Below are 22718 nucleotides of genomic sequence, written 5' to 3' on the forward strand. Positions count from 1 at the left end.
AAAATTGTTCTTTCCTGTTTTTAGAAAAATAACGGCTGTAATTACTTAAAACTACCCTTAACGACTCACAAAAATATTTAGTAAAAAATAGCAAAAAAAATTGCGTAGCTAAATAACTACACTTAAATTAGTAGCCAAATAACTACATAATGAATTTAAGACGAGATGTATTTCAAGCCATTGCCGACCCAACCAGAAGGGCTATCCTGCTGTTAGTGGCTTCGCAATCCATGACGGCCGGCGCTATTGCAGCGAATTTCGATACTGCCCGGCCTACCGTTTCCAAGCACCTGCAAATACTCACTGAATGCGAATTGCTGAAACAAGAGCAAACTGGTCGGGAAATTCACTACCATTTAAATCCCCTGAAAATGAAAGAAGTAGCCGACTTTATTGAACCCTTCCGCCAGATGTGGGACGACCGGTTTAATAAACTGGAAGCCATCATGAAAAATTATAAATCAAAACAACCGGAATAACATGGGCTTAAAAACAAAAATAAACGCCGACGACAACAAACAAGATTTACTAATAACCCGCGAATTTGATTTGCCCTTAGAATTACTTTTTAAAGCCTACGTGGAGCCCGACCTGGTGGAGCAATGGATGGGAACCAAAGTACTGAAACTGGAAAACAAAAAGCACGGCAGTTGGCAGTTCCAAACCACAGATGCCCAAGGCAATGTGGTATTTCAAGCCAATGGAGTAATTCATGAGTTTGTTCCGGACCAAAAAATCACCCGCACCTTTGAGATGGAGAATACGCCTTTTCCCGTGCAGTTGGAGTTCTTAGAATTTGAAAAACTCACCGAGGACACTAGCAAACTGAGTATGCAGATAGTGTATAAATCTGTGGCGCACCGCAACCAGATGCTGTCTTTACCTTTTGCACAAGGCTTAAACATGGCCCATAACCGATTACAAACTGTGGTAAGTCAACTAAAATAACTACTCATCATGACCAGGCGAAATAAAATAATCTTTTGGGTTTCTACTCTCTGGCTTGCCTTAGGAATGTTATCGACCGGCATCGTACAATTACTAAAAGCAAAAGAAGAAGTAGCTCTTATGTTAGATTTGGGCTATCCAAACTATTTTCTAACCTTATTGGGTATCTGGAAAATTTTGGGTGTAGTTGTAGTGCTGCTTCCTAAATTTCCATTACTAAAAGAATGGGCCTATGCCGGCTTTTTCTTTGCCATGTCGGGAGCCATATTTTCTCATATTTCCAGCGGTAATGCCCTAAACGAAATAGCTCCTTCCTTATTATTACTCCTTCTTACGGTAATATCGTGGTATTTCCGGCCTACAGATAGAAAATTTATGGCAGAGTATTCCTGATTAAAATACACAAATACTATTTAAGAATTGAAATTTAACTAATGTGCTAAAAACTACAGCGATTTACAGCTTATAAAAAATTTAGTAAATAATACGCTACACCTCTATTTAACAGCGAGAACATAAAATATAAACAACATGAACAATTCTAAAAAAGAGTTATTACCGGAACAACAAGAAGAACTACTCCGCACCTTAAAAGCCCGTTTTGAGAAAACCCCGGATCGTCATAAAAATATAGAATGGGCCGCAGTACAAACAAAGCTAAAAACAAATCCCAAAAAATTGTGGTCGCTCCAGGAAATGGAAAGCACCGGTGGCGAACCGGATGTGATAGCTTATGATAATAATACCGGCGAATTTATTTTTTTTGATTGTTCTCCGGAAAGCCCTGCTGGTCGCCGCAGCTATTGTTACGACGGCGAAGCGCTGGAGGCCAGAAAAGAAAATAAACCCAAAAATAACGCTCTGGATGCAGCAACTGCCATGGGCATTGAGCTTTTAACCGAAGACCAATACCGGGAACTGCAAAAACTAGGAAAATACGACACGAAAACCTCTAGTTGGGTAAAAACTCCGGCGGAAATCCGAAAACTAGGCGGTGCCCTGTTTTGTGATCGTCGGTATAACACTGTTTTCTTGTACCACAACGGGGCAGAATCCTACTACGCTGCCCGAGGCTTTCGGGGCTGCTTAAAAGTCTAAGTTTTGCACCTACCGCCCGGTAAAAGATTCATTTATTTACTAAAATATGAATCCTAAAATAGATTTTTACTTTACCAATGCCCGTAAGTATCAGCAACAATTAGATTTACAGGAACCCCGAACATTCAAACTATAATCAAAATAAAAAGCACCAGAAAACTACTTGGCAGGACAAACAGTAAAAGGGTAATAATGCGCCGGGTAGTATTTCCGGGTAGTATATTTAAATAAGTTTTTTTAATTTAACCGGCACATTTCCTTCGATCTTTACCGCCTACTCTATGAAAACTTTATACTTATTGCGGCACGCTAAATCGAGTTGGGATTTCGACGAACTCAGCGACCACGACCGACCCTTAAATAACCGGGGCCGCGACGATGCTCCTTTAATGGGTCGGGAATTATTGTCGCGCGAGATTGCTCTGGATTTAATTGTTTCCAGTTCGGCGGTACGAGCCCTTACTACGGCTTCGCTGGTGGCCAAAGAACTAGAATACGACACCAGCCAAATTGTAATCGACGAAAACATTTACGGTGCCGGTAAAGAAGAATTATACCGCATTATTCAAAAATTTCCGGACGACGTGGACAACATTCTGCTGGTAGGTCATAACCCGGAAATTTCTGATTTAGCTAATATGTTGTCGCCGGAACATATTACAGATATGCCCACCGCAGCCGTGGTAAGCCTGCGTTTTGCCTGCTTTACCTGGAAAGAAATTACCCCGGAAAATGCCACTTTACTTTTTTACGATTTCCCAAAAAACCACAAATAATTTACTAAACTTATTCTTTTTCTAACTTTTTAGTAGACTTTCTCCGTAACGCAAAAGGCAATCTACCTTTTTGTAATGGAAAAGAATAAGAAAATTCTGAACCGCGAACTGAGCTGGCTGGCTTTTAATTACCGCGTATTGCAAGAAGCCAAAGATGCCACCGTACCTTTACTGGAGCGCATTCAGTTTATGGCTATATTCTCTTCGAACCTCGATGAGTATTTTAAAGTGCACGTTGCCACCCTAAAAAGACTGATTCAGCTTAAAAAAAGTACCCGGCAAAAACTAGCGCAAGACCCCAACGAAGAATTAGACCACGTATTAGCCGAAGTAGCCCGCCAGCAGGAAGAATTAGGAGAAACTTTCCGGAACCGGATTTTGCCCGCCTTACGCGCCGAAAAAATTTACTTACTCGACGAAAAAACTATCCGGCCAGAACAGGAAGCCTTTATACGCGATTATTTTACTCATAAAGTTCAGCCTTTGCTTCAACCGGTTTTGCTTACCCCTGAGCAAAATTTCTTTTTTCTGAAAGACCAGGTTCTTTATTTACTTATTGAGCTTACTAAAGCCAATCAACCACCCGCTACTGCTATTCTGGAAGTACCGACCAAGAAACACGGCGGCCGTTTTGTAAAATTACCTACCCAAAACAACGAGCATTACGTTTTATTCCTGGACGATGTCATCCGTTTTGATTTACCGCAATTATTTCCGGAGTACGACACCGCTACTGCTTACGCCGTTAAAATATCGCGCGATGCGGAACTGGATATTGAAGAAGAAGTTTCGGAAAATTTATTAAGCAAAATAATACGGAGCCTGAAAAAACGCGAGACAGGTTACCCCTCGCGTTTGCTCTACGACAGCGAAACGCCCACCTCTTTGCTGAATATTATTTGCCGGCTCATTGGCATTACCAACGAGGAATTAGTAATAGGCAGTCGTTACCATAATTTCCGCGATTTTTTTGGCTTTCCGGATTTTAATTTATCGCACTTAAAGTACCCACCACAGCCCACTTTACCACACCCGAAGCTGCACGGCCGTAAAAATTTACTCGCAGCCATTTACCACCAAGACTTTTTACTGCATTACCCATATCAGTCGTTTGACTACGTTTTGCAGTTTTTAAACGAAGCCGCCGCTGATCCGGCAGTAACCGCCGTAAGCGCTACTTTATACCGCGTAGCCGATAAATCAGAGGTGGCCAAAGCTCTGGTAAAAGCCGCCAAGAACGGAAAAAGAGTTACCGTAGTAGTAGAGGTAAAAGCGCGCTTCGACGAAGAATCGAATATTAACTGGGCCCGCAAACTGGAAAAAGCCGGTGCCACCGTAATTGTGGGTTTACCCGGATATAAAGTGCATTGTAAACTGTGCCTGGTAACGCGACAGGAAAAGAATAGCCTCGTAAACTACGCGTATTTAAGTACCGGTAATTTTAACGAAAAAACATCGCGCATTTACGCCGACCACGGTTTATTTACCAGCGATGTTCGCCTGACGAAAGAAGTAGAAAGCGTTTTTCAGTTTTTACTGGACCGCAACCCCAATAAGCAGTTCCGGTACTTACTGGTGGCTCCTTTTAATATGCGCCAAAAGTTTGTTCAGTTAATTAACAAAGAAATCAAAAATGCCCGAAAAGGCTTGCCGGCCTATCTTATATTGAAAATGAATTCGTTACAAGACGAAGCCATGATTTTAAAGCTTTACGAAGCTAGTGCGGCCGGTGTGCGCATTGATTTAATTGTGCGGGGTATTTGTTGCTTAAACCCCGGCATTAAAGGTTTAAGCGAGAATATCCACGTGCGGAGTATTGTAGACCGGTACCTGGAACATTCCCGCATTTATATTTTTGGAAATTCCGGCAACGAAAAAATGTACATTGCCTCCGCCGATTGGATGACCCGTAACCTGAGCCGCCGGGTAGAAGTAGGATTTCCTTTGTTTGATGGCGCTTTACGCCAGGAAGTAAGGCACTTGATAGAATTACAATTACAAGATAATACCAAAGCCCGCACCATTCAAAATACCTACCTTCGGACTAAAAATGCTACCGAAACACGGTCCCAATTTGATACTTATTCCTATTTGCAAACGCTTTACCAAGAAGCTGAAACAGCGCAGGAAGTTACGAAATAAGCCAAAAGGTGGAATTGATAGTTTTGAATTTTTCACCTGGGACAATTAAGATTAAAATGGCGATTTTAATGACAATTTCTACTGAATTTAACATTGATTACTAATTTTAACAGACTGCGGTATTCGAATAAATTATTATTCTTATTATTTAATTTAAGTATTCACACGTGCTAATCTTAAAACTTTACGTTTAGTTATGTAGTATTTTGCCTAGTTTTAAGGTTTAAAAACCACCTGTGTTGGGCAAGCTAACTTGTATGTCTTGCTAATATTTATTTGAGCGAATGCCATTAAGAGAAGAATTTGAGAGTTCCGGTAACTGGTTATTCCGGCGAAGAGGCTGGTTGCCCATGTTACTTTACCCGTTTGCCATTTCCTTACTTTACTTTTATCCGGAGAAAACCTACAGCTGCGTTACCAGTACCTCCTGGGGCGCATTCTGTTTAACGGTATCCCTCGCAGGTTTAATCATCCGGGCTATTACCGTAGGCCACACGCCCAAAGGTACTTCTGGCCGCAATACCGATAAACAAATTGCCGAATGTCTAAATCATACTGGTATATACTCGGTAGTGCGCCACCCTTTGTATTTAGGCAATTTTTTAATGTGGCTCGGTTTGTTTCTGTTTATTGGTATTTGGTGGTTTGTGGTAATTTGTGCCCTGGCTTATTGGCTGTATTACGAGCGCATCATGTTTGCCGAAGAAGAGTTTTTACGCCGCAGTTACCCTAATACTTACGAAAAATGGGCAAGTCAAACCCCGGCCTTTTTTCCACGGTTAACGGGTTGGAAAGCTTCTATCCTGCCCTTTTCATTACGTAACGTACTTAAACGCGAATACAATGGCTTATTTGCTATGGTCATTTCGTTTACCATGCTCAATATGACTAGTCATTTTTTTGTGCAGCACCGTTTTCAGATTGATGGATTCTGGCAAGTAACTTTTGGTTTGGGCACCTTGCTGTTTCTGATTCTACGTTCGCTAAAAAAGTATACCCACGTTCTGGAAATAGCCGGCAGGTAAGTTCATTTTAGGCTAATGGTCAAAAGTTTGTGCTAATCTGATTAATAATTTAACAATTAAACAAGGACTAAATTTTTCTGTACTTCCTGTTTTAGTAGTTGAGCTAATGTTAGTTCTGCTTCGCCTGAACTTGCTTGCCTAATTAAAAGAAAATAAATCCAGCAGGTTTTGACAACAAGATTGTCTGAAACAGGAGTTGGGTAGAGAAAAACTATTTTTCCACCTTTTCAATTCACCCTTGCAGAATGACGTACTTAAAGAAAAATAACGCTGTATTCTTTTCTTATCTCGAACGCACGTTATTTAAAATTGCTCCGGCAGTCGCTCTGAACCACTTAGATACTTGCAGGATGACGGATAATGGCGGGTAGGTTGGATGAACTTATTCGGAACCTAGACTTAGTTGCAGGACAATAAAAAGAGCTGGCGTAACTTAAAGCACGTCAGCTCTTTTTCTGCAAAGCGCTATTATACCTGATTTTCTTTTACTTAGGCATTTTCCAGCGTTTGAATATCAAACTTTTTCATTTTCATATAAGCTTCCACTACTTTTTGTGCTTTGTCCGGATTACTCAATAACTTAGGCAACACCGTTGGTACAATTTGCCACGAGATCCCATATTTGTCTTTCAGCCAACCGCAGTTACTTTCTTCGCCCCCATCCGCGGTTAATTTTGTCCAGTAATGATCGATTTCTTCCTGCGTTTCGCAGTTTACCACAAAAGAAATTGCTTCTGTAAATTTAAAATGAGGACCTCCATTCAACCCCATAAATTTTTTCCCGTCCAGCTCAAAGGTCACTACCATTTGATTGTCGGCGGTAATTTTAGAATTCGGGAAAATAGAGCAGTAGAATTTTGCTGCTGCCTGGGCTTGTCCGTCGAACCACAAGCAAGGATAAATTTTATTTGTCATGATTATTTAGTTTTAAAGTACACCACAAACCTAGTACAGAGGCCAACGAAAAAATAGAACAAAACCGACAAAAGTAATTTTAACGGTAATAGCTAAACTTTAGAATCTTAGATATTCTTTGGGCGTCAGATTCGTAAATTCCTTAAAGGCCCTTATAAAATGACTTTGGTCGGCATAGTTGTGGGTAAAGGCAATATCGGTAATAAGTTTAAACTGCCGTTTATTTAATTGTTGAAACGCTGCATTAAATTGAGCCACCCGTCGGTATTGGTTCGGCGAAAGCCCTACTTTTTGTTCAAACATTCGCTGAAAAGTTCTTTCGGTTACGCAAAGTTCATCCCGCACTTTTGTTAAAATTTCTTTAGCCGGATTTTCAGAGATTAATTGGGTGGCATATTGTATTAGCTTCGTGTCGGTTTTCACTTTGGTAATAAGCGAAAAAATAAAATCGTCTAAGAGGTTAAGCATTTCCTTGTTCGACGATGCATTTAGTAATTGTTCCTGTAAGTTTTTAGTTGTTTGTTGTTGCAAAAGGTTTAAGCTAATAGGATTGTTGGTTAGCTCCTGAGCCGAAAAACCGAAAAGCGCAGTTAACGCAAACGGCTTAAAAAAGTAAGCAATCAGGGTAAAGTTCTCGGTAAGGGTAATTTGTTCCGGAAAAATGGTTTGCCCAAAAAGGGTTAAATAATTAGAGTTATTTTTGATTTTTCCTTTGGCAGTCTGAAAAAGTAAAGTTGGTTTACCGTTAGCAAATAGTGGAAGCACAAACGAACTTTTAACATTGTAGTTTTCAATTACCAGAATATCTTCTACAAAATCGGCAATTTTTGCTGCGGGTAACGGGTAACTTGCTTTCATTTACAGAGGGTTCAACAAAATGTAATATATAACTCTCTCCACATATTTTTTAGCTTGGATAGCCTAATTTAGTAAAGTAACTTTTAAAATACTTTTATAGTAATTAGGAATTACTTACCTGTTATGAATTTAAAGTACTACTGGATTTTAAACTACCATGGGGCACAATTAATACCCAATAGAATTTAGCGGTTGCCTATTAAAATGAAGGTTAAACAATAGGGATATAAACCCAATAGGTTTTGACAATATTATTGTCCGAAACTTTCCTGAACTGGAATTAAGTAGTACATATTTCTTTCTCTTTTGTCATCCTGGAAGGAACTAACCGGCAGAAAAGAAGAACGGATTGCTGATAGTAAGGGAGATTACTTGTTAAATGTAATGAATAACTTTCTCGATTAACCTGCGGCAGTCAATCTAAATTAGTTAGATCCTTCTAAGATGGCGGGAGTAATTAGAAAGGAATAATATTAAAGTTCTATTTCCGACATTCCTGTTTTTTGAAAACCTGGCGAGTTTGAACTAAGGATTTTTTTAACTACTTGGTTTTAAACAACGTTTAGTTTCTGGCAGGGAAATTGCTAATGTTAATTGTAAATTTTACTTCCTGTTTTTTTTACATCTACCAATTAATGCGAAAGGCGACCTTAAGGTCGCCTTTTTGTTTTTACTAATATAAGTCAATAAAAGCTTATTAGTATTTTAATCAGAAGCTTCAGGCCAATAAAACAGTAAACTCAATCTTTTTAAATTAATCTTATCTGTGAAGCTATTTTGCATTTTAGAAGTTTATTTATTATCAGGTAATTTCCGCAACAATTAGTCCATAGCCAGCTCCTATAAGGTGGTAAAAGCACCACCTTAGGCGAAACTTTTACTTTTTTATAAATGCGAAACAAGTTCTATTTACAGAGTTAAGGGCATTAATATCCTTTCGCTAGATTTACTTGAAAGAGAACTTCTTCGCCTTGTAAATACCGGGGAAGGTTATTGAGCAATTGTTTTACTTTACCTTCTTCTTCTCCCAAATATCCACCGCCCGTATGTTGGGTAAGCAGTACATTTTCCATTTCCCACAAAGGGTTACTTTCCGGAATGGGTTCTTCTTCGGTAACATCTAATACGGCGCCAATTAATTTACCCGATTGTAAAGCTGAAATTAAAGCTTGCTCATCGGTGGTACTGCCCCGCCCCACGCTGGCGTACAAGCTACCCGTTTTCATGGCTTGAATAAAAGTTTCGGAAACATATTTATCTGCCCCACCAGGTAAGGTATTTATTACAACATCCGTCTCAGGTAGTTCTTTTAATAAATCCTCAAAAGAAAAAATATCGGCGGCCGGATTTTGGCGGGCAGTCATTTTAATCTGGCAACCAAAGCCAGTTAGCATTTGTTTACAAGTTTGCCCGATAGTGCCGGCACCCAAAATAATTACTTTTTTATTACCCAGTAAATCTAAGTGCGGCCGCACCTGGTTACCTTGCCATTTCTTTTGCTCCTGCAATTTTACTAATTCCGGAATGCCCCGGTAAAAAGCCAGAATGCCACCTACCATGGTTTCGGCACACGGACGGGCAAAGAAATCGCCCATATTGGCCACCGTTGCCTTTACCTTAACCGATTGATATTGCTCAAAACCAGCCGAGTCTAGTTGCCAAAAAACTAAATTTAGTGATGCTTCTTCAAACCAGGCCACCGGCGGATTACCCATTACTATATCTGCCGTTTGAAAAGCGGGCAAGATATCTTCCTTTGCTAATTCGTTTCTAAAAACAATTGTTAAATCCGATGGTACTGCTTGCCGTAAAAAATTCCGGTTGGCTTCATTAAAAGAAGTATAAATAAATAGCTTCATTTCTTTCTATTAAAATAATTTAAAATGAGATGCTTTTTTAAGGTTAATTAAATCTTTTAAATCCCTAAAAAGCTTACCCTAGTTCTACAACGCAAGTTTAAAAGATATCAGGTATTATAATAGCAGGAGCGTTTATTTATCTCTTATAAATAAAGAAATAAACGTAACAGATTAAGGTTTTAGCGTAAATAACAGAAAAGTATATTGCCCGTTAATAATAAAATATCTTTAAGCATCCAGAAAAGATTGAACCTCCATATTATCGAGGTAGGGTTCTAAAATAGACAGAGGGCTAGCTGATTTTTTAAAAGTACCGATAATTTCTAAGCCACTTTTTTCCCAGCGCTCTACAAAATAATTATTAAGTTCGTATAAAGTAATATTCCAACCTTTATGATTTCGCTGGGCTAAGGCAGTACCTTGCCGGGCTAACAGTTCCACCTGGCTCCTTAAAGGAAGATAGTGAAACAAGGTATATTCCAACATAATTTTAAGTTCTGATTTTATATTATTCCGTACTAATTAAACCCGTTTAGGATACATCTAGTTCTACTAATAATTTCTGGATACTATAAAGTTTTAGATTTACTTTTTACTAAATAACTAAACCTTTAAAATAAAAAAATAAACCCTAATAAGTGTAAATCTATTCTGTTGAGAATGAATATAAATTTTAGAACTTACTACTTTACTTATAAAGAAATAATATGAACCAATTACTAATCGGCAATTTTGAAGATTTTCAGAAACACGAAGGGGCAGAACTAGGCGTTTCGGAGTATCATACCATTACGCAGGAACAAATTGCGAAATTTGCGGAAGCTACCTTAGACTATCAATGGATTCATTTAGATGCCGAAAGGGCCAAAACAGAATCGCCGTTTGGCAGTACCATTGCGCACGGCTACCTTACTGTATCACTGCTACCTTATTTATGGGGACAGATTGTGACGATTCAGAATTTAAAAATGCAGGTAAATTATGAAATAGAAAACCTGCGATTTAACCAAGCGGTAATGGTAAATAACCAGGTTCGACTAAAGGCTAAACTACTCTCTTTAAAAAATTTGCGGGGTATTGCCAAAGCTCAAATAGAAGTTACTCTGGAAATAATGGATTCACCCAAACCGGCTTATACGGGTGTCATAACCTTTCTTTATCATTTTAATAAATAAGATAATTTGCCTGGTACCTGGCCAGTATACCATTAAAAACAAACTAAATTATTGAAGATTTTTAAGCTGTAAGTAATTTTTTTTAAACCATAGCCCCAGTAATTCGTTTTTAGGCTTGTAACTCAACTTTAAACTATAAAACTATGGACACACAAGATTTAAAAAACAAAGCAGCCGATTTAAAAAATAAAGCAGATAACGTTAATCCGGAACATAAAGAAGGACCAGTAGCCTCAGCTATTGAAAATTATACTTCTAAATTACCTTCCGATCTATTTTTATGGGCAGCATTAGGCTCTATGGCGGTTTCTGCTACTTTAAAAATTATGAAAAAAGACGAGGAAGCATTATTTGTTGGTCAGTGGGCACCTTCCTTTTTACTGTTAGGTAACTACAATAAGATGATAAAATTAGCTGGCTACGAAAAAGATAAATAACCCAGTAAATATGTAATTCATTAAATTAAAAAGAGGAAGCAATAGCTTCCTCTTTTTAATTTAATGAATTAGTAAATCTGAAAGCCTCACTTCCATTTAAAAGTATTAGTAAACCTTTTGCTATTACTTATATCCTTTCATCCGGAGTAAAATTCACTTCCATTTCTGCTTTAAATAGTACGTAAGCTCTTTTCCAGGGCTGCTCCCCTATTAGCCGCCATTTATGGCCGGAACCTGTGGTGTCCATGGCAAGCAAAACCTCACCGGGCTTTACAATAAAAGTTTCGCCGGAATAGGTTTCGAACTCCAGGGTACCCGTTAAAGTAAGTACGTATTGAGTAGTAGGAGCCGGATGCCAGTCGTAGGTAGCCGGAGCAGGTGTTTCCTTAAAACGAATGGCTACTGCCTCGTTTAAGTGATGCTCTGATACTATCCCGGTTTCTACGTGCGTATGGCCATCCGGGCCTGTAAATATTCTATAAGCTTTTATCATAAGTATTTTCGGCAATACTGTTGTATACTTATCCTGAAGAAGAAAGGCTGCTTTACTTTCTTTCTTATTCCGTCCGTATTTTAGTAGACTTCTAAATAAGTAATAATCTTTTTAGTACCAGGTTCCTGGCCATCTGGTTAACGGATTAAGTTAAAAACAAACCTAATTTCTTAAATGGCTGGTAATAAAAAATTTACAATCCGTATCTGGTAAAGCTGTTTGTTAACTCATTATTTATCCTCATTAATTAACTTAAAATTTTGTATATAGCGGCTGGTTGTCTTAGCTTATTTGCGTCCGGATTTTACATGCGTTTACTTCTCTTACTCCTGTTAATGGTTTTATTTACGTCGGCCTGCGATAACTATCCAAGGGATGCTGATAAAACTTTGGAAAAAATCAAGAAGGGTACTTTACTCGTTGGATACACCGAAAATCCGCCCTGGGTTGTAAAAACAAAGGCTGAACCAACTGGCTTGGAGGCAGAATTAATAAAAAAATTTGCTAAAACGCAGGATGCCAAAATTGTTTGGGTGAATGATACCGAGCAGGACTTATTTGAACAATTAGAAAAAAGAAAATTACACCTGGTAATTGGTGGATTTACCGATAAAAACACCTGGAAAACAAAAATCAGCTTTACCCGCCCTTATGTAAAACAACAAAAAGAAAAGCACGTAATGGCCGTGCTTAAAGGAGAAAATGCTTTAATCGTAGCTCTGGAATCTTTTTTACATCAGCAGAAATCATCTCTTAACGCTCTTCCTGCCTCGTATGAAGCCAATTGAAAAATTTGAATTTCCGGCTGAATTGGTGCCTTTGTTTCAAAAAGCCAAACGCCTGGAATGGCTGACCTTAGTATATCTGGCTATTACAATTGTGGTAATGGTTGCTACAATGGGTAACTCACAAGCCATGAAAACCGCCTGGTTCGAGGATATGCTTAGCATGACTCCTTCCATAGCTTTTTTAATATCGGCCCGTATTATTGCCAAACCAGCTAATAAAGAATTTCCGTACGGCTATCATAAAGCTGTATCTATTGCCTATTTGTGCAGTTCGCTGGCGCTTTTTACGGTAGGCAGCTTTCTGGTGATAGATTCTTCCTTAACTCTTATTGAAGGCGATCGGCCAACGATTGGTACTGTGGTAATTTTTGGTCATCAAATTTGGCTGGGTTACCTGATGATGATAGCCTTGGTGTGGGGTTCGGTGCCCGCCGTTTTTTTAGGTAAAGCCAAATTGCCACTGGCTAAAAAATTACACTCCAAAAATCTTTATACCGATGCAGAAATGCAAAAAGCCGACTGGATGACTGGCTTTGCGGCTATTTTAGGAATTACCGGTATTGGAATGGGCTGGTGGTGGGCCGATGCCGCTGCGGCAGCCATTATTTCATTAGATATAATCCACGATGGCTACAAGAATTTAAAACAATCACTTTTTGATCTTATCGACCAGGTTCCCAAAACAGTAGATAATCAAAAAACCGATCCTATTATTAATCATATTGAAGATTTTTTAAAACAAAAACCCTGGGTGAAAGAAGCCGAAATACGATTGCGCGAAGACGGCCATATTTATTTCGGCGAAGCATTTGTGGTACCCGTCTCGCCGGATAACTTAACAGCTTACGTAGAGGCCACCAGCAAAGAAATTGAAAACATGCACTGGCATCTCCACGAATTTATTATTACTTTGGTAAGCAATCTGCCGCAGCCAGAAGAGAAATAAATTAGAATGGTTTATTTTCTTAAACTTACTTTTTCTTTATAGCAATAGTAAAAATTGTGCTTTCAAATATATCTTTTACCTAAATTAACGCTTACTAAGCCTTGAAACTTCCCAAAAACAATAACCATTATAATCAAAAAACATGAAGAAATTTTTAAACCTATGGGTGTTAGCTTTTTTTATCGTTAGCTGTACTACCGCCAACAAAGGAAGTAAAGATGATAAAAAGGGCTGGATAAGTCTGTTCGATGGCTCTACTCTTAATGGTTGGCGGGCCGCCGAAAACCCCAGTACTTTTAGCGTAGAGAATGGTAGTATAGTGGTACACGGACCGCGGGCCCACTTATTCTACGAAGGGCCGGTGCAAAATCACGAATTCAAAAACTTTATTTTTAAGGCTCAGGTAATGACCACTCCCGGCTCTAACTCGGGTATGTTTATTCATACGGCTTACCAGGAAAACGGCTGGCCCTCTAAAGGCTACGAAATACAGGTAAATAACTCCCACACCGATTGGCGCCGGACCGGAAGTTTGTACGCCGTGCAGGACGTGAAAGAACAAATTGTAAAAGACAATGAGTGGTACACCGAACAAATTGAGGTGCAAGGCAAACGCATTACCATAAAAATAAACGACCGGACTGTAGTAGATTATACCGAACCAGACAGTGTAGCCGTAAAAAATGCCGGGGGTAAAATGCTTTCCAGTGGTACGGTAGCCTTGCAAGGCCACGACCCAGACAGTAAGGTTTATTTTAAAGATGTAATGATTAAGCCTTTACCCTAGCAAATAAATTTTTACTTTATTAACCAATAAGTGTTCTTTCGCTTTTAATTGGTAAACGATTGTAAATAAGAAAAGCGGCAAATGGCCGCTTTTCTTATTTACAATCGTTTATTTAACTTAAATTAAAAAATTAACACTTCAATTAAAACAACTTACTTTTACTTTCTTAAACATTCAATTTAAATAAGCATTTTGCTTTTTATGTTTCCTAATCTTTACACCAAACGGCTGGTACTCCGGCAAATAACCCAAGACGATATTGAACAAGTATTTAAAGGTTTATCCGACGAAAGAGTGGTGCAGTACTACGGTGTTTCTTATGATTCTTTGGCAGCTACCCAGGCGCAAATTAATTGGTATTATGCCTTGTATATACAGCAAACGGGTATTTGGTGGGGACTTTGTACCGCTAATAACCCCGAATTAATTGGGGCTTGTGGCATTAACAATATTTCGCGCCAGCACGGTAAGGCGCAGCTAGGTTTCTGGCTTTTGCCGGCTTATTGGAATCAAGGCTTAATGTACGAAGCCGTTGATGCCTGCCTCGATTTTGGGTTTAACGAACTACGCGTTCATCGTCTGGAAGCTTACGTAGAAACTTTAAATCACGCTTCGGTGGCTTTACTCCAAAAACTTCGCTTTCAGCACGAAGGTACCTTCCGGGAGTATGAGTACAAAAACGGAAGATATATTAACGTTGGCATCTACTCGCGACTTTGTACGGAGTAATTTGGCACAGATAGTAAGGCAAATAAATAGCTTCTTTCTCTCCATTTTTGAGCCTGATGCGTTAATTTAGGTGTATGATTAAAAAATTAATTTGGTTGTTCTTTCTGCTGTTTCCAGCAAAAATTTTCGCGCAAGCTTATTGGCAGCAAGAAGTAAACTATAAAATAAACGTAACCCTCAACGATCAAAAACATACTTTAACCGCCACCGAAGAATTAGAATATAGTAACCATTCGCCGGATCAGTTAACCTTTATTTACTTTCATTTATGGCCGAACGCTTACCAAAACAACCAAACAGCCCTGGGCAAGCAATTGCTTCGTTTAAAAAAATCAGATTTTTACTTTGCCGCGCCGGAAGAAAGAGGATACATTACTAATTTAGATTTTAAAGTTAATGGCCAGTCGGCTAAACTGGAATACGACGAACAAAATCCGGATATTGGCAAGCTTATTTTAAATGAGCCTTTGCTTTCCGGTCAGCGGGTTGTTATTACTACTCCGTTTACTGTAAAAATTCCGGGCTCTTTTTCGCGGTTCGGGCACTTAGGCCAATCCTACCAAATAACACAGTGGTTTCCGAAACCAGCGGTTTACGATAAAAAAGGCTGGCACCCCATGCCCTACTTAGACCAGGGCGAGTTTTACAGTGAGTTTGGCAAATTTGAGGTAGCGATTACCTTACCCGCTAATTACATTGTGGGGGCTACGGGTGTATTGCAAAATTCCGAAGAACGGGCTCGGATGGATGCCCTAGCGGCAGAAACAGCCGCTAAAACTACTTTTACCGAGGACTTATTTTTTCCTGCTTCGGCTACCGAAACCAAAACCTTACGGTATGTTCAAGCTAATATTCATGATTTTGCCTGGTTTGCCGACAAGCGTTTTAACGTTTTAAAAAGTGAGGTAATTTTACCAAATTCAAATCGCACGGTTACTACCTGGCTGCTCTTTTTAAATAAAAATGCTACGGCCTGGGTAAACAGTTTAAAGGATATTAACCGGGCGGTAAAAAATTACTCTGAGTGGGTGGGCGAATACCCGTATGAGCAAGCTACGGCTGTAGATGGTGCCTTAAGTGCTGGTTCAGGCATGGAATATCCCATGGTAACCGTTACCGACCCCGAAGCAATTGTGCACGAAGTAGGTCATAACTGGTTTTACGGCATACTAGCCACGAATGAACGGGATTATGCCTGGATGGACGAAGGAATAAATTCTTATTATGAGTTTCGCGTAAGCGAGCAAGAAGATCCTAACTATAGTCAGTTATCCTTTCTGGTAACGAATAAAAATCTCCGGAGTCTGTTCGGGCTGGAAAATGTGCATGCCAACACCTTAAATTTACTATTATATCAAATGGCAGCGAGCCGGGGTTTAGATCAGCCGGTACAGTTACCCTCGGCTAATTTTACTTCTACCAACTACGGAGCCATTGTGTATTTAAAAATGGGAATCCTGTTTAAATACTTGGCGGGCTATTTAGGCCAGGAACGCTTTGATAAAGCCATGCAAGCGTATTTTCAGAAGTGGCAGTTCCGACATCCTTACCCCGAAGATTTACAGGCGGTACTGGAACAGGAAAGCGGGGAAAAACTGGACTGGTTTTTTCATAACTTAATTAAAACCACTTCTCCGGTTGATGCGGCAGTAACGAATGTTACTACCTCCGGCTCTACTTTACAGGTTACCATCCAAAACCGGTCGGCCTTTCCTGTTGCTGTACCCGTTGCGGCGGTAGATGCGGACAACAAAATTCTGGAACTGCATTGGACCGGCCCAATGGTGCACGACCAAAAGTTAATTTTTAAGAATGCCGCCGATGCCCGTAAAATTTTAATTGACCCGGAAAATATTGTACCCGAAATAAACCGCACCAATAACCAATATAAATTAACAGGTTCATTTCCTTTACAGGAAAAACTCAAATTGCAGTTTCTGGCCGGAATAGAACAACCCGACCGCAAACAGCTGTATTACCTGCCTGTAGTTGGGGCCAATACCTACGATAAATTTATGTTGGGTTTAGCAGTTTATAACAGTTCGCTCATTCAAAAAAAAGTAAATTATGCGGTTATACCACTGTACAGTTTCGGGCAAAACAAGGTAAACGGCATGGGCGCATTCAACTTAAATATCTTACCCAGAAAAAATATGGGAAGTACTACGTTGGGCTTTCAGGTTTCCCGATTCGAGCGTTTTATTAAATATGAGCCTTTTCTTACTATAAATTGGCCCAAAAGCAGCGGGTATGCGCCGGATAATCAGTTACGCTTCAGCTCCACTCACGTGAGTTCGCTTCAACAGGTAGAATTAGATAGGCCGGAAACTAATTTTGAGTATACTTTTGCTTATACCATTCCTTCGGTGCAATACCGTATATCGAGCAACAACGCCGTAACCCGGCTGGCCGCGAAAGCAGAAGCTACTATTTTTATTGTGAATCAGAACATTACTACCCAAAACAAACCCCTATTAGGTAAGCTAACTTTAGAGTACGACCACGAGTATCAAAAAGGTAAAAAGTGGCAAATCCGATTTTTTGCGGGCAAGTTTTTCGGCAATAAGCCACAAGGTTTGGGTTATGAGCAGTTCTGGTTAGGTTTGAGCGGCAGCCAGGATTATAAAAAAGAAAGTATTTTCCTGGATCGGTCGCAGCAGAGCCGCGCGCTTACGGCATTTGTGCACCAAACCGACAACCGGGAAGGAGCATTTAAAAACTACCTGCCCGTTTATGCCGACCGGTGGTTAACTACCCTAAACGTAGCGGCTGATTTACCAGTTACTCCCTTTAGCACTTACGCCGATTTGGGCTTGGCTTCTTTTAGTACCGATCCGATTTTTACCAATAAACAAACTAAATTTTATTATGGTAGCGGGCTTAGTTTGCGCGGCAGTAAACTTTTACAATTGTATTTTCCGGTAGTAGGTAGTAATTACAAAAATAATATTCCATCTAGCTTCAAAGATTTTACCCGAAACATCCGGTTTGCTTTAAATTTAGCGGCTTATAATCCTTTTCAATTTATTAGTAATACTTTAAAACAATGAGTCAGTTTAGGTCTGGTTATGGCTGGTGGGTGGTACTTGCCTTGGGAGTAATAGCTTGTAAAACAGATTATGAGAATTTGCCCGCCTTTACCGAAAAAAAGTACTTACAAGCTGTAGTTGAAATACCTGCCGGTACCAATCAGGTACTAAAATATGACTCTAAAACGCAAGAGTTTCGCAATACTACTGGCCAATCCATTCAATTTTTACCTTATCCTGGCAATTTTGGGTTTATTCCGTCTACTAAAACACCCGGCGAAAAAGCCGGCGATGAACAAGCCATGGATATTTTAGTATTATCTGAAAGTCAGCCGAGTGGTACGGTAATAGAAGTTTTACCCATTGGTATGTTATTGCTGGAGCGCGACGGCTTGCCCGACCCCAAAGTAATTGCTGTACCAGCTAAACCCACCCAGCAAATTATGGAGGCCACCGACTACGCTACTCTTAACCGGAAATACCCCGCAATTAAGGAAATAATTACCCAATGGTTCGCGCATGCCAACCCAAGCCAGAAGGTACGTATTTTAGGCTGGAAAAATGAACGCTACACCGAAGATGAGATCAGACGACGACTGCGGTAGAAGGATGAAGAAATAAGGTGTTCAAAAGTGAGTATTATTTTCAACAACCAGTCTACAGGTCTATTTACCAATTAAAATAAAAGGCGCCCAGTAATACGGCTGGCTATACCGGTCCTGCTTAAGCATTTTACGTTTGGCTGCATGCAAAGCCCTTGCTTTACTTTTTCCAGAAAGTAGTTGCCGATAAAAGTCTTCCATTAAATCAGCCGTAGACTCATCCGATACCTTCCAGACAGACACCATTATATTTTTTGCTCCGGCATACAATAAGGCTCTGGTTAAGCCAATAACCCCTTCGCTCGGAACAATTTTTCCTAAACCGGTTTCACAAGCGGAGAGCGTAACCAAATCGGCTTTTAAATGCAAGTTGTATATTTCTCCGGTATACAAAATTCCATCCTCCTGGTCAGTTTTGTCCGGGGCAAGTACCAAACCAGAAAGCTCCGGGTACTTTTCGTTCACAAAACCATGAGTAGCTAAATGAATGAAATTATATTGAGCCGTTTCCAGGCTTTTTATTTGATTCTCACTGGCTTGTTGATGTAGGAAAACCTTGGCCGGCACTCCCTTGGCCTGGAACAGTTGAGCAATATTTTTAACTTCTCTTTCCGAAGCAGGTAAAGGTCGGGGGTACTTCCCTTCCAGCAGCAAAGTTTCTGGTATTATATTATTGCGGACATCCGAATAATATTTTTTATTTCTTTCAATATCTACATTGTCTAATTGCTGATTTATAATCTGAGAGGTAATATTATTTCTATTATTTACTCTTTCTAATTCACTTTCTTCGTAATTCTCCTGGTGAAAAAGTTTGGTTTGGATATTGGCGCGCTGATTACTCCGGGCAGGGGATTCAAATACAGGAGCCATCGCCAATAATTGTTTATTTTCTGTTTCCTGGGTTTGAATTAATCGCTCGTATAACAGCCCGGCCGAATAGGCATAACTAACGTTATATTTTTTTAATAAATACGCTTTTCGTTTATCTTCCTTAACTTCTCTCGGTTTGGTGAGCAATGCCTCAAAAGGAAAAGTGGTTAACTCCCCTGCCGGAATAATAATTAATGATTTAATAGATTTAGGAAGAGAAGCAGGAATAAATAATTGGTATAAGGCGTAGGCAACTTGCTGGTGCAAATCATGATCCTTATAAAGTATACTTTCACGGAAAGCAGTTAACCGCCGCTGAAAAAGGCTATCTAAAACAACAGATTCTACCTTGTAAAATTTACGGCCCATAATAAATACCTGCAGGAGAGTATCTGTTAGTACGTAGTCTAACAAAGCTGTTTTTTCATCTAACACCCCTTGCAATTGCTTTGGTGTTACTGCTTGCAGTTGGTATTTGAGGCTATAAAATTTAGGGTATTTCTTTTCGAGTTGATTTACCAGTTTTTCCTGTTGCAGATGCGCCCGAAACAAGTTATTCTGATAGAACACTAATTTACTACTATCTGCCTCTTTTCCTTTAGCAAGTTCCTTCACCAAACGCTGCGAGAACTGAGCCATTTGGCTACGAAATAGTTGATCTTGTTGTAACAGGGAATCAGGAATTTCGGCAAACGTTTTAGCTTTTGATTCGGCCAGCGAAGCAGTAAGCACACTGGCTTTTCCCCGTTCTGCAAAGTAGAAAGCCTTATCTAAATAGCGTTGATCTTTGGTTAATTGATACACTTTTAAACACAAAGGCAATGCCTGTTGATATAGCTTCATGGCACTGGCCGTAAAAGCTACTTTATCGTTTTCGCCGGTATAATTTTGCTGAATTTTATAAGCTACAGAATCTGCGGAGCAGGAAGTTTGCAGCGCCAGAATTAAATCTTTAATGGCGTGCGATTGGTTAAATAAATGTTCCAATACTTCTGCCTTCGACTGCAGCGATAAAAGTAAAGTTACGGGAGTGAGATAAGGTTTAGTATGCCCGGCAAGAATAGGATTGTGCGAAATTAAAGAATCCTGAAAGGAAGGCACATTGGCCATTATAGCCTTCTGAAATAATTGTAAAGATTTTCTGGGCTCGTCTTTAAGGCGGTAAACATTACCTAGGTAATTATAGGTATCGGCCACGCCCGGATGGGCATTTCCAAATGTTTTCCGGTAACCTTGCAAGGCTTTCTGATGATACTCTAAAGCTAATTTATAGTCGCCTTGTGCCTGGTAAATATTGCCCAGATTGTTATAGGCTTCCGCCACCCCGGGATGTGATTCGCCTAGAGACTTAAGATAAGTGTTTACTGCCTTCTGATGGTATTCTAAAGCCTTTCCGTAATCCTTTTTAGCATAATATAACTTACCTAAATTATTATAAGAATCTGCTACTTTCGGGTGCGATTCATTTAAAACTTTGAGCCGGATGAGCAACGCTTTCTGATGATATTCCAAAGCCAGTGTATAATCGCCTTTTGCCTGGTAAATATTGCCCAGGTTGTTGTAAGAATCTGCTACATTATGGTGCATTTCACCGTGAACAGCCACCCGGATTTGTAATGCTTTATGGAAATACTCTAAAGCCTTATCATACTCTCCTTTCGCGGCGTAAACGTTGCCGATTACGTAGTACGAATTACCTACGCTGGTATGTGCTTCGCCGGACACCACCCGCCGAATTTCTAAGGTTTGCTGGTAATTTTCCAGGGCTTTATCGTACTCGCCTTTATCGAAATAAGTATTTCCCAATTCCTTATAAGAATCTGCAACTGCCGGATGAACTTTTCCGAATGTAGCCAGAAAACCCTGCAACGCTTTTTGATGATATTCTAAAGCCTTTTCATATTCCCCCGTAACTTGGTACAGGCTGCCCAATCGAATATAAGATTCTGAAACAGAATGATGGCTCTCCTTTAAAGTGGCTCTCCGAATCTGTAAACCCTTTTGCAGATATTCTAAAGCTTTAGTGTACTCCCCTCTAACCCGGTACAAACTACCCAGGTTGTTGTAGGAATCTGCTGTTCTAAGATGCTTTTCGCCATAAATAGTACGCCGCATCTGTAATGCCTTTAAATGGTATTCTAATGCTGTATCGTACTCGCCTTTGTGCTGATATACACTACCCAAGCTATTATAGGAATTTGCTACTTCCGGATGAATTTTACCGAAGTGGGCCAGCCGGCTTTTTAAAGCTTTCTGATGGTTATCCAGAGCTTTATCAAACTCCCTTTTATAAAAATAAATATTACCGATAAGAAAATAAGAATAAGCTAAATCCGGATGGGTGTTACCCAGAAAAGAACGGCGAATTTGTACTGATTTCTGGAAGTAGGCTAAGGCCTTATCGTACTCTGCTTTACTGGTATAAACATTACCTAAGTTAATATACGAGTCTACTAATTTAAGATGATCATCGCCGAATAAGGTACGCTGAATCTGCAATACTTTATTATAATAAGTTAAAGCTTTATCGTACTCGCCCTTTTCAAAATAAATAGTACCCAGGTTGGTGTAGGGTACTACCACCAGAGTGGTATCTTTTAGGTTCGTTAAACTTTCCTGTAACGTCTGGCCGGCCTTTTTTAAAGCTTCATTGTACCGGCCCAGTAAGATTAAACTATGAGTAAATTCGTTATCGCAATCTATATGTTTGCGCCAGAGCCGCTGCTTTTTAAATTGCTGAGATGCTTTCTCGAACAACACTAAAGAACTAGTATAATTACCTTTTTGCTGCAACCGTAATGCTTGCTGGTACCATTTTTTAGCGGATCGGCTTTGATTTTCAAATGGCTGTTGTTGAGCAGAGACTAACCTGGTAAAAATTAGTAAAAAGAGAGCAGTTAGAAGTAAAGATTTCATCATAAAATCAGGAATGAAAGGAAAAGAAATCTTTAAGTTAAATCAACACTCACATTAAAACATTGCTACAGTAGCTTTTACAAAAATTTACTTGTAATTTAACTCTAGCTCAATGAAATATAATATAAAAAACATTAAAAATACTAGTAATAACTTTTAATTTTAAAGCATTTCCTGCTCTGGTAACCTTAAAAAATCAGGAGTACTTGTAAAGTAAAATCATACAAAAAGATAAGGTTGAAGTACGGATGAAAACTTGGACAAGCGCTTTTTTGATAAATAATAAAGGCTTTACAAGCTTCAGGAGAGTTTGTAAATTTAC

General features: G+C 39.5%; 21 protein-coding genes. 15 read left to right on the forward strand and 6 right to left on the reverse strand.

Features of this window, described 5'->3' with window-relative positions:
• Positions 1–149: 149 nt before the first annotated feature.
• The 7 genes from HUW48_RS18605 to HUW48_RS18635 all read left to right on the forward strand — a co-directional run bounded on the left by HUW48_RS18605 (position 150) and on the right by HUW48_RS18635 (position 5989).
• Complete coding sequence (locus HUW48_RS18605) at positions 150–479, forward strand: ArsR/SmtB family transcription factor (RefSeq protein ID WP_182412368.1); 330 nt, start codon at positions 150–152, stop codon at positions 477–479.
• A gap of 1 nt (position 480) precedes the next feature.
• Positions 481–948 carry an SRPBCC family protein gene (locus tag HUW48_RS18610; protein ID WP_182412369.1) on the forward strand — a complete coding sequence of 156 codons (468 nt, stop codon included), beginning with the start codon at positions 481–483 and terminating at the stop codon, positions 946–948.
• Between the two features lie 9 nt (positions 949–957).
• Positions 958–1341, forward strand: a complete 384-nt coding sequence (locus tag HUW48_RS18615) for a DoxX family protein (RefSeq protein WP_182412370.1) — start codon at positions 958–960, stop codon at positions 1339–1341.
• Positions 1342–1479: 138 nt separating this feature from the next.
• Complete coding sequence (locus HUW48_RS18620; protein ID WP_182412371.1) at positions 1480–2046, forward strand: DUF4256 domain-containing protein; 567 nt, start codon at positions 1480–1482, stop codon at positions 2044–2046.
• A 281-nt stretch (positions 2047–2327) separates the two neighbouring features.
• Positions 2328–2822 (forward strand): SixA phosphatase family protein, encoded by a 495-nt coding sequence (locus HUW48_RS18625; protein WP_182412372.1) that lies wholly within the window; start codon positions 2328–2330, stop codon positions 2820–2822.
• A 75-nt stretch (positions 2823–2897) separates the two neighbouring features.
• The gene (ppk1, locus tag HUW48_RS18630; protein WP_182412373.1) at positions 2898–4964 is read left to right on the forward strand and encodes a polyphosphate kinase 1; all 2067 of its coding nucleotides are present in this window, start codon (positions 2898–2900) and stop codon (positions 4962–4964) included.
• A 284-nt stretch (positions 4965–5248) separates the two neighbouring features.
• The gene (locus HUW48_RS18635; protein WP_182412374.1) at positions 5249–5989 is read left to right on the forward strand and encodes a methyltransferase family protein; all 741 of its coding nucleotides are present in this window, start codon (positions 5249–5251) and stop codon (positions 5987–5989) included.
• Between the two features lie 489 nt (positions 5990–6478).
• On the opposite strand, the gene HUW48_RS18640 is transcribed toward HUW48_RS18635, so the two are convergent.
• From HUW48_RS18640 to HUW48_RS18655, 4 genes are all read right to left on the reverse strand, one after another.
• On the reverse strand, positions 6479–6904 hold the full coding sequence (locus HUW48_RS18640; RefSeq protein ID WP_182412375.1) for a VOC family protein: 426 nt from the start codon (positions 6902–6904) through the stop codon (positions 6479–6481).
• A gap of 99 nt (positions 6905–7003) precedes the next feature.
• Complete coding sequence (locus HUW48_RS18645) at positions 7004–7762, reverse strand: AraC family transcriptional regulator (RefSeq protein WP_182412376.1); 759 nt, start codon at positions 7760–7762, stop codon at positions 7004–7006.
• Positions 7763–8688: 926 nt separating this feature from the next.
• The gene (locus HUW48_RS18650) at positions 8689–9621 is read right to left on the reverse strand and encodes a D-2-hydroxyacid dehydrogenase (RefSeq protein ID WP_182412377.1); all 933 of its coding nucleotides are present in this window, start codon (positions 9619–9621) and stop codon (positions 8689–8691) included.
• A gap of 228 nt (positions 9622–9849) precedes the next feature.
• A complete protein-coding gene (locus HUW48_RS18655; RefSeq protein WP_182412378.1) occupies positions 9850–10107 on the reverse strand; it encodes a hypothetical protein in 258 nt (85 codons plus the stop codon).
• A gap of 221 nt (positions 10108–10328) precedes the next feature.
• Here HUW48_RS18655 and HUW48_RS18660 point away from each other — a divergent pair, with 221 nt between their 5' ends.
• Positions 10329–10796 carry a MaoC family dehydratase gene (locus HUW48_RS18660; protein ID WP_182412379.1) on the forward strand — a complete coding sequence of 156 codons (468 nt, stop codon included), beginning with the start codon at positions 10329–10331 and terminating at the stop codon, positions 10794–10796.
• Positions 10797–10939: 143 nt separating this feature from the next.
• Positions 10940–11233, forward strand: coding sequence for a hypothetical protein (locus HUW48_RS18665; RefSeq protein ID WP_182412380.1), 294 nt, complete (start codon positions 10940–10942; stop codon positions 11231–11233).
• Between the two features lie 127 nt (positions 11234–11360).
• Here the strand turns inward: HUW48_RS18665 and HUW48_RS18670 are convergent, their stop codons facing one another.
• Entirely contained in the window at positions 11361–11726 is a 366-nt protein-coding gene (locus tag HUW48_RS18670; protein ID WP_182412381.1) for a cupin domain-containing protein, read from the reverse strand.
• Positions 11727–12034: 308 nt separating this feature from the next.
• On the opposite strand from HUW48_RS18670, the gene HUW48_RS18675 reads away from it, so the two are divergent.
• The 6 genes from HUW48_RS18675 (at position 12035) to HUW48_RS18700 (ending at position 18610) form a co-directional block, all read left to right on the forward strand.
• Positions 12035–12514: a transporter substrate-binding domain-containing protein gene (locus tag HUW48_RS18675; protein ID WP_182412382.1), complete on the forward strand. Its 480-nt coding sequence runs from the start codon at positions 12035–12037 to the stop codon at positions 12512–12514.
• Entirely contained in the window at positions 12501–13460 is a 960-nt protein-coding gene (locus tag HUW48_RS18680; protein WP_182412383.1) for a cation diffusion facilitator family transporter, read from the forward strand. The genes HUW48_RS18675 and HUW48_RS18680 overlap by 14 nt, the downstream gene beginning before the upstream one ends.
• A 142-nt stretch (positions 13461–13602) precedes the next feature.
• Positions 13603–14247, forward strand: a complete 645-nt coding sequence (locus HUW48_RS18685) for a 3-keto-disaccharide hydrolase (protein ID WP_182412384.1) — start codon at positions 13603–13605, stop codon at positions 14245–14247.
• A gap of 201 nt (positions 14248–14448) precedes the next feature.
• Positions 14449–14976 carry a GNAT family N-acetyltransferase gene (locus HUW48_RS18690; RefSeq protein ID WP_182412385.1) on the forward strand — a complete coding sequence of 176 codons (528 nt, stop codon included), beginning with the start codon at positions 14449–14451 and terminating at the stop codon, positions 14974–14976.
• A 74-nt stretch (positions 14977–15050) separates the two neighbouring features.
• Entirely contained in the window at positions 15051–18026 is a 2976-nt protein-coding gene (locus HUW48_RS18695) for a M1 family metallopeptidase (protein WP_182412386.1), read from the forward strand.
• Positions 18023–18610: an inorganic diphosphatase gene (locus HUW48_RS18700; protein ID WP_182412387.1), complete on the forward strand. Its 588-nt coding sequence runs from the start codon at positions 18023–18025 to the stop codon at positions 18608–18610. The genes HUW48_RS18695 and HUW48_RS18700 overlap by 4 nt, the downstream gene beginning before the upstream one ends.
• Positions 18611–18670: 60 nt before the next feature.
• Here HUW48_RS18700 and HUW48_RS18705 read toward each other — a convergent pair whose 3' ends face one another.
• Positions 18671–22399 (reverse strand): CHAT domain-containing protein, encoded by a 3729-nt coding sequence (locus HUW48_RS18705; protein ID WP_182412388.1) that lies wholly within the window; start codon positions 22397–22399, stop codon positions 18671–18673.
• Positions 22400–22718 lie beyond the last annotated feature (319 nt).

This window comes from Adhaeribacter radiodurans (assembly GCF_014075995.1).
GTDB lineage: Bacteria > Bacteroidota > Bacteroidia > Cytophagales > Hymenobacteraceae > Adhaeribacter > Adhaeribacter radiodurans.

Excerpts from the sequence above, each read along its gene's own strand:
- HUW48_RS18605 (WP_182412368.1), top strand. The coding sequence starts at position 150 with ATGAATTTAAGACGAGATGTATTTCAAGCCATTGCCGACCCAACCAGA.
- HUW48_RS18700 (WP_182412387.1), top strand. The coding sequence starts at position 18,023 with ATGAGTCAGTTTAGGTCTGGTTATGGCTGGTGGGTGGTACTTGCCTTG.
- HUW48_RS18615 (WP_182412370.1), top strand. The coding sequence starts at position 958 with ATGACCAGGCGAAATAAAATAATCTTTTGGGTTTCTACTCTCTGGCTT.
- HUW48_RS18670 (WP_182412381.1), bottom strand. The coding sequence starts at position 11,726 with ATGATAAAAGCTTATAGAATATTTACAGGCCCGGATGGCCATACGCAC.
- HUW48_RS18660 (WP_182412379.1), top strand. The coding sequence starts at position 10,329 with ATGAACCAATTACTAATCGGCAATTTTGAAGATTTTCAGAAACACGAA.
- HUW48_RS18620 (WP_182412371.1), top strand. The coding sequence starts at position 1,480 with ATGAACAATTCTAAAAAAGAGTTATTACCGGAACAACAAGAAGAACTA.
- HUW48_RS18625 (WP_182412372.1), top strand. The coding sequence starts at position 2,328 with ATGAAAACTTTATACTTATTGCGGCACGCTAAATCGAGTTGGGATTTC.
- HUW48_RS18685 (WP_182412384.1), top strand. The coding sequence starts at position 13,603 with ATGAAGAAATTTTTAAACCTATGGGTGTTAGCTTTTTTTATCGTTAGC.
- HUW48_RS18635 (WP_182412374.1), top strand. The coding sequence starts at position 5,249 with ATGCCATTAAGAGAAGAATTTGAGAGTTCCGGTAACTGGTTATTCCGG.
- HUW48_RS18675 (WP_182412382.1), top strand. The coding sequence starts at position 12,035 with ATGCGTTTACTTCTCTTACTCCTGTTAATGGTTTTATTTACGTCGGCC.
- HUW48_RS18650 (WP_182412377.1), bottom strand. The coding sequence starts at position 9,621 with ATGAAGCTATTTATTTATACTTCTTTTAATGAAGCCAACCGGAATTTT.
- HUW48_RS18655 (WP_182412378.1), bottom strand. The coding sequence starts at position 10,107 with ATGTTGGAATATACCTTGTTTCACTATCTTCCTTTAAGGAGCCAGGTG.
- HUW48_RS18640 (WP_182412375.1), bottom strand. The coding sequence starts at position 6,904 with ATGACAAATAAAATTTATCCTTGCTTGTGGTTCGACGGACAAGCCCAG.
- HUW48_RS18680 (WP_182412383.1), top strand. The coding sequence starts at position 12,501 with ATGAAGCCAATTGAAAAATTTGAATTTCCGGCTGAATTGGTGCCTTTG.
- HUW48_RS18645 (WP_182412376.1), bottom strand. The coding sequence starts at position 7,762 with ATGAAAGCAAGTTACCCGTTACCCGCAGCAAAAATTGCCGATTTTGTA.
- HUW48_RS18695 (WP_182412386.1), top strand. The coding sequence starts at position 15,051 with ATGATTAAAAAATTAATTTGGTTGTTCTTTCTGCTGTTTCCAGCAAAA.
- ppk1 (WP_182412373.1), top strand. The coding sequence starts at position 2,898 with ATGGAAAAGAATAAGAAAATTCTGAACCGCGAACTGAGCTGGCTGGCT.
- HUW48_RS18690 (WP_182412385.1), top strand. The coding sequence starts at position 14,449 with ATGTTTCCTAATCTTTACACCAAACGGCTGGTACTCCGGCAAATAACC.
- HUW48_RS18610 (WP_182412369.1), top strand. The coding sequence starts at position 481 with ATGGGCTTAAAAACAAAAATAAACGCCGACGACAACAAACAAGATTTA.
- HUW48_RS18705 (WP_182412388.1), bottom strand. The coding sequence starts at position 22,399 with ATGATGAAATCTTTACTTCTAACTGCTCTCTTTTTACTAATTTTTACC.
- HUW48_RS18665 (WP_182412380.1), top strand. The coding sequence starts at position 10,940 with ATGGACACACAAGATTTAAAAAACAAAGCAGCCGATTTAAAAAATAAA.